Below are 13,107 nucleotides of genomic sequence, written 5' to 3' on the forward strand. Positions count from 1 at the left end.
CGTACTGCGCCCGCGCGGTACCCTGCGCCTGGATCAACGCGTCAAACGACTCGATCCACTCCTGCGTCTCCTGAACATCAGCGTCCTGAAGATTATTCGTCAACCCACTCAAAATGTGGTGATTGCTTGAAGGCTGCATGTGTTGTTCTCCTGCCATGAGAGGTGGGGCAGTTCTGACCGTGCGGTTGTCGGTCCCCGGGTGGGGGTCCGACAACCGCACGTGAAGGACATGTGCGAACCGTGTCCTTCCGCTCATCGCGTGAGGACACGGTTCGCGGCGGGAAATCAGTGGTCGCCCGCGGTCCCGGACTTCTTGGAGTCCAGGGGCGCCGGGACCACTTCACCGGATGCGGTGATGCACGGGATCTCGTTGCCCTCGGAGTCCACCAGCTTACCGTCCTTGACGGTGTCACCTTCCCGCAGGTGATTCTGGAAGTGCTCGATGGACGCGATGGGCACGAAGCGCGGCGGGGCCTCCGTGAACACGGAGCCCTGACCCGCGGGCGGGTTGCCGATCTTGATCTCGTTGAACAGGATGTTCAGGGCCACGGCGGCCACCGCGGCGGAGCTGATGCCCGAGTGGAAGATGGTCTCGAACCACGTGGGGAAGCCGTGGTAGATCGCGGGCGCGGCGATCGGCAGCATACCGATGCCGATGGACGTGGCCACGATGATCAGGTTGGGCGTCCCGGCGTACTTGACCTTGCCGAGCGTGCGGATACCCGATGCCGCCACGGTTCCGAAGAGCACGATGCCCGCGCCACCCAGGACCGGCATGGGGACGGCGGCGACCACGCGGCCGAGCACGGGCAGCAGCCCCAGGACCAGCATGATCACGCCACCGGCGGTCACCACGAAGCGGCTCTTGACGCCGGTGATCGCCACCAGACCCACGTTCTGCGCGAACGCGGACTGGGTGAAACCGTTGAAGAGGGGAGAGAGGAAGGACGCGCCCATGTCCGCGCGCAGGCCGTCCGCGATGCGCCGACGGTCCACCTTGGTCTCCACGATCTCACCCACGGCGATGATGTCCGCGGTGGTCTCAGTGAGGATCACGAGCACCACGATGGTCATGGAGATGATGGCGGCGGGCTGGAACGTGGGCGGGCCGAAGGCCAGGGGCTCCGGGAAGGCGAAGAAAGCGCCGTCGCCGACCTTGGAGAAGTCCGCCATCCCGAGCGCGAGCGCGAGCAGGGTGCCCAGGACGATGCCCAAGAGGATCGACAGACGCGAGATCACGGCGCTGCGGACCTTGGACAGGAGCATGATGATCAGCAGCGTGGCACCGGCGAGGCACACGTTCCTGAAGATGGTGTCCTCGTCCCCGTTGGCGGCCACGGCGGCACCGCCCATGGCCCACTGGGCCGAGACCGGGAAGAGCGAGAGCCCGATGGTGGTGATGACCACGCCCGTGACCACGGGCGGGAAGAAGCGGATGATGCGCGCGAAGAAGGGCGCGATGAGGAAACCGATGGCCGCGGACGCCATCACGGCGCCGAACACGGCCTGGATCCCGCCGCCGCCGTTGACGATCGCCGTCATGGTGGCGACGCCGGCGAACGAGGTCCCCTGGACCAGGGGCAGTTTGGAACCGAAGAACTTGATCCCGAAGGACTGCAGCACGGTCGCGAGGCCGCCGACGAACAGACAGCACGCGACGAGCAGAGCTTGTTCGTTGGTGGAGAGCCCGGCGGCACCGCCCACGATCAGCGGCGGGGCGATAATCCCGCCGTACATGGTGAGGACGTGCTGGAACCCGTAACCGAGGCTCGGACCTGCTCCGAGGTACTCGTCCTCGGGCCGCTTGGTCGGGGTAGCGGTGGTTGACGACATTGGGAAGCCTTCCTAGAAGTACGCGGGGCTGGCCCCCGCCGTGGGCCTCGTACGGCGGGGGCCGGCACCGCGAGAGCGGTAGCGGCGGCTACGGCTCAGCAGAATCCGGTGATACCCATCCAGGCCTGCTCGTCCTGCTGCGCGTCCTTGCGCTGGACGGTTGCCTCGATCAGTCCGAAGGGGCGGTCCGCGGCGTAGTGCGTCTCGTTGTTGTTCGGGAGATCGCAGAAGCCGAGGTCGTAGACGAAGTGGTGCTTGTTGGGGCACGAGAACTTGATCTCGTCGATCTCCGGGTGGGCCTCGATCACGGCCTTGCCCATGAGGTACAGGGTCTCCTGCAGCGCACGGGAGTAGTGATCGGTGAACTTGTCCAGGATGATCTTCTTGACGTCCTCGTAGACGGCGTCGAAGTCCACGTCCGTGGTGTTGTAACGCCAGCGGGTGGCCACGTCCGTGGACATGATCCGGTCCGTGGTCTCCGGCAGGGTCGTGTACTGGTCCTTGGGGTAACCCTCGAAGCCGGACTCGGTGGACTTCAGGACGGTGAGGTCCTTGAACCCGGAGATCACGGTCTTCTGGTCACCGTCCGTGACGAGCACCGCGGTGCGGACCTCCTGCTTGTTCTGCACGAAGCAGTGGTCGTTGTCGTTGATCCGGTCCCACGCGTGCTCGTCAGCGGCCCAGCGGCCACCGGAGACCCAGTCGAACTCGGACGTGAAGTGGTCCGAGAGCTTGAGCAGCAACTCCTCGGGGGAGGTGATGCCGTACTTCTGGGCGAATGCGAACACGGTGTTCTTCTGGGTGTCCGTGGGGACGCAGTGCCCGTTGTCACCCTCGGTGTGCACGGCTTCGAAGTCGCCGCGCAGCTGGGAGGTGACCACCAGGTCACGGATCACGTGACGGTCGGTGTCGCGGTGCACGCGCACCACGTGGTTCTGTGCCTTGCCGTACTGGTTCTTTCCGAGAACTACTTCGGTCATGGGATCTACTCCTGTGTAGCGGATGGTCGTGCTGTCCTAGTGGATCGGCAATCGTCGACGTTGGGTCGGCTCCTGGGTCAACTGCCGCGGTACGTGGAATACGCGAACGGGCTCAGCAACAGGGGCACGTGGTAGTGCCCCTGTTCCTTGCGCACCGTGAAATCCACCGAGACGAACGGGTAGAACGTCTCCAGATCGCGGCCGGCGAAGTACGGCTCGGTCGCGAAGATGATCCGGTAATGGCCGGATTCCAGGGTCTCGGGGCCGAGGTCCGTGACTCGGCCGTCCTCGTTGGTGGTGGCGGTGGCGATCTGCTCGCCGGCACCGGTGAGGAGGGTGACGTCGATTCCGCGGGCCGGGCAGCCGTGGACGGAATCGAGGACGTGGGCGGAAATGAAGCTCATGACAGCATCCCTTCGATGCGCAGGACGGCGATCTGGCGCAGTTGCTCGGCAACCTCGCGGCGCTCGTCCTCCGGTGAGTTGGTCATCCGACGGCGCGCTTCCGAGAGGATCTCGGGCAGGCTGCGCCCCGCCGCGCGGATCAGGAAGACGTGACCGAACGTGTCCTGGTAGTCGAGGTTCGCTTGCGCGAGCTCGGCCTTGACGGCGTCGTCCCCGCCGCCCAGACCCGCCTGCTCGTTGCGGGACAGGCTCGCCTCCGCGGAATCCCCCTGGGCGCGCTGGCCGATCATGGGATGGTGGGACAACGCCTGCGCGACCTCCGCGTCCGTGAAGGGGTTCGCGGCGGAACGGGCGGCGTCCAGCAGGGCCTCGGTGGACCCGTACGGGCGCCCGGACACGAGTTCCTCGATCCAGCGCTGGACGTCCAGGGCCGGTCGTACGGCCGCGACGGCGGCCTCACGATCGAGGCTGTTGAACTCGGTCAGATCCACGATCCGTCCTCCTCTGGTATTTCGTGATGTGAAATTTAAATTTCATTTAGGAACAGTGAACTGGATCACACGGGGCAAGTCAAGGGGTGGGACCACGTTTCTTCGGAGTAACCGCCGGACCCGCCCACGGGTGTCACCGAAGCGTCGGGAAGCGGCCCCGAGCCCGGGTGATTTGCATCCCGAGGCCCCCGTGACATAGGTGTAAGCCATGAAACCGTTCGTGCTGCTGGCCACCCGTGGTGACGACGTCCTCGCGGACGAGGAATACCGGGCCGTGGCCCGCTTCGGGGGCCTCGAGGAGGACCAGCTCGAGCGCATCCGTCTGGAGTCCGGTGAGTGGCCCGCGCTGGACCTGGACAGGTACAGCGGGATCATCGTGGGTGGGTCGCCGTTCAACTCCTCGGACCCGCCGGAGGAGAAGTCCAGGGCGCAGCGCGTCGCGGAGACCTGGATCAGTGCCCTGCTGGACGACGTCGTGGCCCGCGACTTCCCGTTCCTCGGCGCGTGCTACGGCGTGGGCACCCTGGGGATCCACCAGGGAGCCAAGGTGGACCGGTCGTGCCACGAGGACGTGGGTCCCATCACCGTGAGCGTGACCGACGAGGGGGCCCGGGATCCCCTGCTCGCGGACTTGCCCCGTGAGTTCAGCGCGTACGTGGGGCACAAGGAGGGCACCCGCGTGCTGCCGCCCAATGCGGTGCTGCTCGCCACGGGAACCGCGTGCCACGTGCAGATGTACCGGATCAAGAACAACCTCTACGCCACCCAGTTCCACCCCGAACTGGACCCCGAGGGGCTCGTGAGTCGCGTGCGCGCGTACAAGGACCTGGGGTACTTCCGGCCGGAGGACACGGACACCGTGATCGACCGGGTGGTCAACGGTCCCGCCGTGGACCAGGCACCCAGGATCTTGCGGGCGTTCGTGGAGCGTTACCGGCGCTGACCGGACCCGGGCCGGAGTGAGACATCCGGGCGCGGACCCCGCACGTCCATGCCCGCGGGCCGGACCACCCGGGACCACCGGGAGGGACCACCGGGAGGGACCACCGGGCGGATCCGCCCCAGGCCTGGCTCCGATGCTGCGATCGGAAATCGCCGGACCCACGCCGGACCCACGTCGGCTCCACGTCGGATCCACCCGGGATTCACGGCGAGTGCCCTGCACAGGGGACCCTGAGCGTCACCCGTGACGGCTACCGTGGAGTCATGAGTCACGCCAGCGCCCCGTGGTCCCGTCCGTCGCCCCCCGTCCAGGAGCCGCCCCGGACCTGCACCCTCTTCTACCACCGCCTGGCGCACGCGGATCCCCGGCACCGCTGGTGGATGCCGCTCGTGGAGGGGCTCATCCTGCTGGCCGTGCTCCTGCTCCTGACCATCGGGTTCTTCCTGATCATGGTCTTCGCGGCCCCGGGACGGATCGAAGGAGACATCCTGGCCATGGATCAGCTGGATCCGGTGGTGTTCTTCATCCTCTTCGGCTCCGTGGTCCTCATGCTCCCGAGCGCCCTGCTGGCCCGGCTGGTACTGGGCCCGCGTCCCCTGGGGTTGATCTTCTCCGTGACCGGGCGGATCCGGTGGAAGTGGCTGTTCACGTGCTTCGTGGCGGCGGTCGCGATCTACGCCCTGATCAACGCGATCGCCGTGGGTCTGGAACTCGCCGCGGGCGGCAGGCCCGTGTCCTTGCAACCGGCCCCCGGTTTCTGGTGGCTCATGGCCTCGGTGATCTTCGTGGTGCCCCTGCAATGCGCGGCGGAGGAGGTCGTGTTCCGCGGCTACCTGGCCCAGACCATCGGCCGGTGGCTCAAGCACCCCGCGTGGGCCATCCTGCTCCCGGTGCCGCTGTTCGTGCTCGGTCACGCGTACGACATCTGGGGTCAGGCCTCGGTGGGGATCATGGCCGTGGCCATGGGCATCATCACGTGGCGCACCGGTGGTCTGGAAGCGGCGATCGCACTGCACGCCGTGAACAACATGACGGTGTCCCTCATGGCCATGGTGGGGCTCACGGACATGAACGACACCTCCGGGGCGCCCACGGACCTGATCGCGGTGGCGCTGATCAACGGTGGTTACGTGGCGCTCGTGTTCTGGCTCGTGCGCCGCAACCGGTCCGTGGCCGTGACCCGCACGATCGTCCTGCCGCCACCCCCGCAACCGGCCCGGCTGCCCGAGCTCGGCCACCGGCCCCCTCGGTTGGCCGCGGACGCCTCGGGCCTGGCGGCCTACGTCCTGGACCCGGCCACGCAACGCTACCTGGTCCTGCCGCCGCAGTACGGTCCGTACTCCGTGCGGGACGGGCAGGGCCGCTACGTGGGTCTGCTGGACACGCGTACCGCCCACGGCGCGCACGCGGGGCACGACGACGCCCCCGTGGCGCTGCCCGGTGGGCCCTCGGGCAGTGCCTCGGACGAAAGCGCACCCCGGGTCCACGGCCCCGACCCGCACGGTACGACGACGCCGCCCTCGCCCGGCACGACGCCGCCGCCCGCCGGCCCGGGCGAGCGCGATGACGCCCCCACCTACACTGGGCGTCATGACGGATAGCTCGTACGAATCCACCACCCCGGCCGACCCCGCGAACGGGACGCCGGAGCCCGGCCCCGGAACTCCGGAGGCCGGCTTCGCGCGTGCACTGGGCGAGTGCATCACGGCCTCGCCCAGCTCGTTCCACGCCGTGGCCACGGCTGCCGCCGCGCTCGACGCCGCGGGGTTCACCGCCCTGGACGAGACCCGGCCGTGGTCGGACCTGTCCGCGGGCGGCTACTACACCGTGCGCGACGGCGCCCTGATCGCGTGGGTGATCCCGTCCGGTGCCGCACCGGGTGCGGGGTACCGGATCCTGGGGGCTCACACCGATTCTCCGGGGTTCAAGCTCAAGCCCCGACCCACCACCGTGACGCATCGGTGGTACCAGGCCGGCGTGGAGATCTACGGCGGTCCGCTGTTGAACTCGTGGCTGGACCGGGACCTGCGCTTCGCCGGTCGGCTCGTGGTGCGTGGCCGTGACGGCGGGACCCGGCAGGTCCTCACCGCGACCGGCCCCGTGGCCCGGATCCCGCAGTTGGCGATCCACCTGGACCGCAGCGCGAACGAGGGTCTCACGCTCGACAAGCAGCGCCACGTGCAGCCCGTGTGGGGCGTGGGGCAGGCCCAGGACGCGGACGTCCTGACCGTGCTCGCGGATGCCGCGAACGAGTCGCGCGGAACGAGCCGGACGACCGTGACGGGTGCACCGGGTGCCGCGGCCGGCGACGAGGCGGTGTCCGAACCGATCACGGCATCGGACATCCTCGGCTACGACATCGTCGTGGCGGACTCCCAGGCCCCAGAACTCATCGGCGCGCAGCGCACCCTGCTCGCGAGTGGCCGCCTGGACAACCTGACCTCCGTGTTCGCGGGCCTGCGCGCCCTGATCGGACACGCCCACGACCTCGAGAGCGCGGAGCACGTGAGCGTGCTCGCCGCGTTCGACCACGAGGAGGTCGGTTCGGCCACCCGTTCGGGCGCCGCCGGCCCGTTCCTCGAGGACGTGCTCGTGCGCATCAGCGCCGCGCGGGGCGAGACCACGGACGATTATCGGCGCTCGCTCGCGGCCTCCGTGTGCTTGTCCTCGGACGCGGGGCACCTGGTGCACCCCAACTACCAGGGCCACCACGATCCCGTGAACACCCCCGAACCCGGGGGAGGGCCGCTGCTCAAGATCAACGCGCAGCAGCGTTACACGACCGATGCCACGGGTGCGGCCGAGTGGGCCCGGGTGTGCGAACGCGCCGGAGTGACCTACCAAGAGTTCGTCTCCAACAACACCGTGCCGTGCGGCTCGACCATCGGACCCATCACCGCGACCCGTCTGGGCATCCGCACGCTGGACGTGGGCGTGGGGCTGCTGTCCATGCACTCGGCGCGCGAACTCGTGCACACCGGGGACCTGTACGCCCTGCACGGGGCGGTCGCCGCGTTCTGGCGCCCGTGACCGCACGCCGTTCGTGAGCGGCCCCGCGGGCCCTGGACAATGCGCCCGCGCGAGCGCCCGGATCGGATGCGCCGCGATCGCCGTGGAACGCACGACGCCGCCCCGGCGACCTTCACGCGGAAGGTGGCCGGGGCGGCGTCGTCGTCGAGCGCACCAGCGGCGCGCGGGACCGTGACCCTTACGGGAGTTGGAGCATGGAGATGTCCGCCATGCGGGCCATCACGCGCACCACCTGGCACGAGTAACCGAACTCGTTGTCGTACCAGACGTAGAGCACCACGGAGTTGTTGTTCACGATGGTCGCGAGTCCGTCCACCACACCGGCGCGGCGGGAGCCCACGAGGTCCGTGGAGACCACGTCCGGGGAGTCCACGTAGTCGATCTGCTTGCGCAGGGGGGAGTTCAGCGAGATGTCCTTGAGGAACTCGTTGATCTGGTCCTTGGACTCCGGGGCGTTCTCCAACTGCAGGTTGAGGATCGCCATGGACACGTCCGGGGTGGGGACGCGGATCGCGTTACCGGTGAGCTTGCCCTTCATCACGGGCAGCGCCTTGGCCACGGCCTTGGCGGCACCGGTCTCGGTGATGACCATGTTCAGGGCCGCGGAACGGCCGCGGCGGTCACCCTTGTGCCAGTTGTCGATCAGGTTCTGGTCGTTGGTGTAGGAGTGCACGGTCTCCACGTGACCCTGGATGATCCCGTACTCGTCGTTGAGGACCTTGATCACGGGTGTGATGGCGTTCGTAGTGCAGGACGCCGCGGAGAGGATGGTGTCCTCCGGGGAGATGTCCTTGTCGTTCACGCCGCACACGATGTTCTTCAAGTCGCCTTTACCGGGGGCCGTCAGCAGGACCTTGCCCACACCCTTGGACTGCAGGTGCTGGGAGAGGCCTTCCTCGTCACGCCACACGCCGGTGTTGTCCACGACCAGGGCGTTGTCGATCCCGTACTCGGTGTAGTCGATCTCCGCCGGGGAGTTGGCGTAGATGAATTGGATCGGCACACCGTTGGCGGTGATCACGTTCTTGTCCTCGTCCACGGTGATGGTCCCGTTGAAGGGGCCGTGTACCGAGTCGCGGCGCAGCAGCGAGGCCCGCTTGACGAGGTCGTTGCCGGGCTTGCGGCGCACCACCACGGCGCGCAGGTTCAGCCCGGTGCCGTCGTTGCGGTTGAGCAGGATGCGCGCGAGCAGGCGCCCGATGCGCCCGAAGCCGTAGAGCACGACGTCGCGGGACCCGGGTTCGTTGCGCCCGCGCTGGTCCACGGCGGGAGCAAGGGCCTCGCGCAGGTACGCCTGCAGGTCACCGCTGCCGGCCACGGTGTAGCCCTGGTAGAGCTTGGCCACGTCCACGTTGCACACGCCGAGGTTGAGCTCGCCCAGCGTGTGGACGATCTCGAGGGTCTTGTCGATGGGCATTTCCTCGCCCAGGATGCGGCGCGTGAAGCGGTGGACCTTGATGATCTCCGTGACGGACTTGTGGACCAGGGAACGGCCGAACACCGTGGTGACCACCTTATTGCCGCGGTGCAGCTGACCCACCAGGGGGACCAGCTGCTCGGCAAAGGCTTCTCGTTCGGACCACGTGGCGCTCATGAGCATCCTTCTTCCTCGGCCCGGACGTCGTCGTGAGGGCCGTGTTGGGGGTCGCGCGGCGGTGCGCTGACTCGGGTGATGGCGCGCGCGGGAGCGGCGCTGCTCGTCGTGGCCCCAAGTTTACGGTGCGCGGGGGGGCTTCTCCCGCCCGTGCGGCGTCGTGACAGCCCCGGTGACTCCCCGCACGCTTTGCTAACGTGGGGTCATGTTGACGGTGATCGGTGAGGCCCTCGTGGACGTGGTGTCCCGCGAGGGTGAAGAACCCCGGGCCCACGTGGGTGGCAGCCCCATGAACGTGGCCGTGGGACTGGCCCGGCTGGGTCACGACGTCCAGTTCCTGGGCCGCTACGGCCGGGACGAGTACGGCCGTCAGGTGGCCGATCACCTCACGGGCAACGGGGTGCGGTTGCCGTTCGACGCGGACGCCCTGCCCACCTCCGTGGCCCAGGCGACCCTGGATGAGACCGGTGCCGCGAGCTACGACTTCCAACTCGACTGGTCCCTGGACGTCTCCCCGGAGCGGATCGACGAGCTCCTGCGGGACACCGACGCCCTGCACGCCGGATCCATCGGGGCCATGCTGGAACCCGGCGCCACCGTGGTGGGCCAGGCACTCGAACGCGCTCGCGGCCACGCATTGATCTCCTACGACCCCAATTGCCGCCCGTCCATCATCCCGGACTCCTCGGACGCGCGCGCCCGCGCGGAGAAGATCGTGGCGCTGTCCCACGTGATCAAGGCCTCCGACGAGGACCTGTTGTGGCTCTACCCGCACCGCAGCATCGAGGACTCCGCGCGTGCGTGGCTCAAGGCCGGAGCACGGCTTGTGGTCGTGACCCGCGGGGTCATGGGGCCGTGGGCTGTCAGTCGCGGCACCGGACGCGATGGCGTGGAGGTCCCCGCCGCCCGGGTCACCGTCGCGGACACCGTGGGCGCGGGTGACTCCTTCATGGCGGCCCTGCTCTCGGGACTCGCGGACCGGAGCATCCTGGGCCCCACTGCGGCGAGCGCCCTCGACGAGTTGGACAGCGCGCAACTCACGGAGCTGTTGCGCCACGCCGCGGCCGCTGCCGGGGTCACGGTCTCGCGCTCCGGCGCGGATCTGCCCACGCGCGCGGACCTGATCGACCACGCCTGATCCGCCGCTTTCCCGTGGCCGTGCGAGGCCCCCAGCTGTGTCATGACCGTAACGAGGAAAGGAACGCTCCCATGTACGACCGTCATCCCTACGCCGATCTGCCCGAACTGCCCACGTTCACAGTGACGTCCACGGACGTGGCCGAGGGCGAGAGCATGAACACGCCCCAGGTCTCCGGGATCATGGGCGCCGGGGGAGAGGACGTCTCCCCGCAGCTGTCGTGGAGCGGTGCCCCGGAGGGCACCCGTTCCTACGTGGTCACGATGTTCGACCCGGATGCCCCCACCCCCAGCGGGTTCTGGCACTGGTGCCTATCCAACATCCCGGCGGACGTCACCGAACTGGCGACCGGGGCGGCGTCGAACCCGCCCGAGGGAGCCGTGAAGCACCGCAACGACGGCGGCACGGACGAATACCTGGGCGCCGCACCCCCCGAGGGCCACGGCCCGCACCGCTACATCGTCTGCGTCACGGCCGTGGACGTTCCCGAGCTCGAGGTGGACGAGTCCGCGAGCCCCGCAGTGGTCAACTTCAACCTGTTCTCGCACGCCCTGGGACGCGCGTTCCTCACGCCCGTCTACGAAGTGAAGTAGCCCGTGGCGCCGGAACACGCCGCGGACCAGCCACCCGTCCGGCTCATCGCGAGTGACCTGGACGGGACAGTGCTGGGCCGTGACTTCCGGTTCCGGCCGCGCACCGTCGCCGCGATCACCGCCGCGCGGGACGCCGGGATTCACGTGGTCTTCGTGACCGGGCGCCCCATGCGGTGGTTGGACCCCCTGCACGAACAACTCGATGACGTGGGGGTCGTGATCTGCTCCAACGGGGCGGTGATCTACGATCCCGGCGCGGAGCGTGTCCTGGAGGCGAGCCTGTTCGACGTGAGCGAGGCCCTGCCCGTCATGGCGGACGTGGCCCGCGAGTTCCCGGATTCTCTGTTCGCCGCGGAGACCCTGGAGCGCGTCTACACGGATCACGGGTGGTCCCGTACAGACCGTATGGAGATCCGCCACATCACCGAAGCGCCCGTGAAGGAGTCGCTCGCGCCCGGCACCGAGGTGGTCAAGCTGTTGGCCAAGCTGGACGGCGCCGATCCTAATCGGTACTTCGAGCACGTCCGCGAGATCGTGGCGGGGCGGTTGTCCGTGACGCATTCGGTGGCCGCCGCACCCCTCGTCGAAATGGGGCAGCGCGGGCTCACCAAGGCCCGCACGCTCGAACACTTCGCCGCGGAGCACGGCATCTCCCACCGGGAGGTCATGGCCTTCGGGGACATGCCCAACGACCTCGAGATGCTCACGTGGGCCGAGCGCGGCTACGCCATGGCGGACGGGCACCCGCACGTGGTCGCCACGGTGGGACGCACCGCACCGGCGTTCACCGAGGACGGCGTAGCGCAGGTGATCGAGGCCTACCTGGAGCACGAGCACATCGTTCCCGTGGCCCGGGAGGGTCGCCGTGTCTGAGTCGTCCCGTTCCGTTCCGGCCGCCCTCCAGGACCCCGGTGCACGGCGGCACCCCGCCGCGCTCGCCCACCGTGGGTTCTCCCCGGACGGTCACGAGAACACGCTGGCCGCGTTCCGGGCCGCCGCGGAGCTCGGTTTCGTGTGGCTCGAGACAGACGTGCACACGACCCTGGACGGCGTGGTCGTGGCATTCCACGACCCCACGTTGGAGCGCGTCACGGGCACGAGCGGCAACGTCAACGACCTCACGTGGGAGCAACTGCGGGAACTGCGCATCGGCGGCACCGAGGAGATCCCCACGCTCACCGAGCTGCTGCGGGCGCTGCCCGAGGCGTGCCTGAACATCGACGTCAAGGACGAGGCGTCCGTCGCCGCCCTGCCCGGGATCGTGGCGCGCGAGCACGCCGCGCACCGGTTGCGCGTCACGTCCTTCTCCGAATCACGACGACGCCGCGCGCTCGCCGGGATCACCCGGCTCACCGGTGAACGGGTCCGGTCCTCGGCCGGGACCCTGGGCACCGCGGGATTCCTGGCCGTGTCCGTCGTGGCACCCCTGACCGACCGGGTGTCCCGGAAGATCGCGCCCGCGCTGTGGCGGGCGCACATCGCGGCGTGGTCGCGCCTCGTGGCACCGTTCGACACCCTCCAATTGCCCGAACAGCACCCGGTGCGTTTGCCCGGGGGACACCGGTTGACCCTGCGGATCGTCACGCCCGCGTTCCTGGACCTGGCCCACCGCACGGGGCTGTCGGTGCAGGTGTGGACCGTCAACGACCCCGCGGACATGAAGCGCCTGCTGGACATGGGGGTGGACGGGCTGATCACGGATCGGGCCGATCTGCTCAAGGACGTCCTGCAATGCCGGGGTCAATGGCCGCCCGGCCCACTGTGACACCGACCCGGATCGCGCACACTTGTGTGCCGTTCCGGGGTAGGTTGAATGTGATCCAGAGCACCGGTGGGCCGTTCCCGCCGTGTGAACCGACTCGTCGGCCTCGATCACAGGGAGGAAGTATGCGACGCACGTCCAACATGTCCGCCCTGTTCCGCAAGTCCGTGCTGCGTCATCTGACATCGCAATGCGTGCCGGCCGGGCGCCGGATCATGGCCCCCCGCCTGAGCAAGATCCCGTAGCTGGGCGAAGCCCGCCCCTCAATCGGTGTCGCGCGTCCCGCGACACCCTCCGAGCGTCACGCTCGTCGCCGCCCTGTTGCGTGCCCGGGATCGT

General features: G+C 68.6%; 12 protein-coding genes. 7 read left to right on the forward strand and 5 right to left on the reverse strand.

Annotation, left to right across the window (positions count from 1 at the left end; translation table 11 throughout):
* Positions 1-285: 285 nt before the first annotated feature.
* The 4 genes from J1M36_RS09935 to uraD form a co-directional block, all read right to left on the reverse strand.
* Complete coding sequence (locus J1M36_RS09935; protein WP_206479259.1) at positions 286-1,833, reverse strand: nucleobase:cation symporter-2 family protein; 1,548 nt, start codon at positions 1,831-1,833, stop codon at positions 286-288.
* 95 nt (positions 1,834-1,928) lie between these two features.
* Entirely contained in the window at positions 1,929-2,813 is an 885-nt protein-coding gene (gene pucL, locus J1M36_RS09940; protein ID WP_206479261.1) for a factor-independent urate hydroxylase, read from the reverse strand.
* A gap of 77 nt (positions 2,814-2,890) precedes the next feature.
* Positions 2,891-3,217, reverse strand: coding sequence for a hydroxyisourate hydrolase (uraH, locus tag J1M36_RS09945; protein ID WP_206479264.1), 327 nt, complete (start codon positions 3,215-3,217; stop codon positions 2,891-2,893).
* Positions 3,214-3,708: a 2-oxo-4-hydroxy-4-carboxy-5-ureidoimidazoline decarboxylase gene (gene uraD, locus J1M36_RS09950; protein ID WP_206479269.1), complete on the reverse strand. Its 495-nt coding sequence runs from the start codon at positions 3,706-3,708 to the stop codon at positions 3,214-3,216. Before uraD ends, uraH begins: the two co-directional genes overlap by 4 nt.
* Before the next feature lie 208 nt (positions 3,709-3,916).
* Between uraD and J1M36_RS09955 the strand changes: the two genes are divergently transcribed.
* The 3 genes from J1M36_RS09955 (at position 3,917) to J1M36_RS09965 (ending at position 7,681) form a co-directional block, all read left to right on the forward strand.
* Complete coding sequence (locus J1M36_RS09955; protein ID WP_035959302.1) at positions 3,917-4,651, forward strand: glutamine amidotransferase; 735 nt, start codon at positions 3,917-3,919, stop codon at positions 4,649-4,651.
* Positions 4,652-4,914: 263 nt separating this feature from the next.
* Positions 4,915-6,252: a type II CAAX endopeptidase family protein gene (locus tag J1M36_RS09960; protein WP_206479270.1), complete on the forward strand. Its 1,338-nt coding sequence runs from the start codon at positions 4,915-4,917 to the stop codon at positions 6,250-6,252.
* Entirely contained in the window at positions 6,242-7,681 is a 1,440-nt protein-coding gene (locus J1M36_RS09965) for a M18 family aminopeptidase (RefSeq protein ID WP_206479271.1), read from the forward strand. The genes J1M36_RS09960 and J1M36_RS09965 overlap by 11 nt, the downstream gene beginning before the upstream one ends.
* Before the next feature lie 178 nt (positions 7,682-7,859).
* On the opposite strand, the gene J1M36_RS09970 is transcribed toward J1M36_RS09965, so the two are convergent.
* Positions 7,860-9,275, reverse strand: coding sequence for a glyceraldehyde-3-phosphate dehydrogenase (locus J1M36_RS09970; protein WP_241247056.1), 1,416 nt, complete (start codon positions 9,273-9,275; stop codon positions 7,860-7,862).
* 205 nt (positions 9,276-9,480) lie between these two features.
* Between J1M36_RS09970 and J1M36_RS09975 the strand changes: the two genes are divergently transcribed.
* The 4 genes from J1M36_RS09975 to J1M36_RS09990 all read left to right on the forward strand — a co-directional run bounded on the left by J1M36_RS09975 (position 9,481) and on the right by J1M36_RS09990 (position 12,771).
* Complete coding sequence (locus J1M36_RS09975; RefSeq protein ID WP_144932031.1) at positions 9,481-10,413, forward strand: carbohydrate kinase; 933 nt, start codon at positions 9,481-9,483, stop codon at positions 10,411-10,413.
* 71 nt (positions 10,414-10,484) lie between these two features.
* A complete protein-coding gene (locus J1M36_RS09980; RefSeq protein ID WP_064847466.1) occupies positions 10,485-11,006 on the forward strand; it encodes a YbhB/YbcL family Raf kinase inhibitor-like protein in 522 nt (173 codons plus the stop codon).
* 3 nt (positions 11,007-11,009) lie between these two features.
* A complete protein-coding gene (locus tag J1M36_RS09985) occupies positions 11,010-11,879 on the forward strand; it encodes an HAD family hydrolase (protein WP_064847467.1) in 870 nt (289 codons plus the stop codon).
* On the forward strand, positions 11,872-12,771 hold the full coding sequence (locus J1M36_RS09990) for a glycerophosphodiester phosphodiesterase family protein (protein ID WP_206479275.1): 900 nt from the start codon (positions 11,872-11,874) through the stop codon (positions 12,769-12,771). The genes J1M36_RS09985 and J1M36_RS09990 overlap by 8 nt, the downstream gene beginning before the upstream one ends.
* Positions 12,772-13,107 lie beyond the last annotated feature (336 nt).

This window comes from Kocuria sp. KRD140, assembly GCF_017168375.1.
GTDB classification, from domain to species: Bacteria; Actinomycetota; Actinomycetes; order Actinomycetales; family Micrococcaceae; genus Kocuria; species Kocuria marina.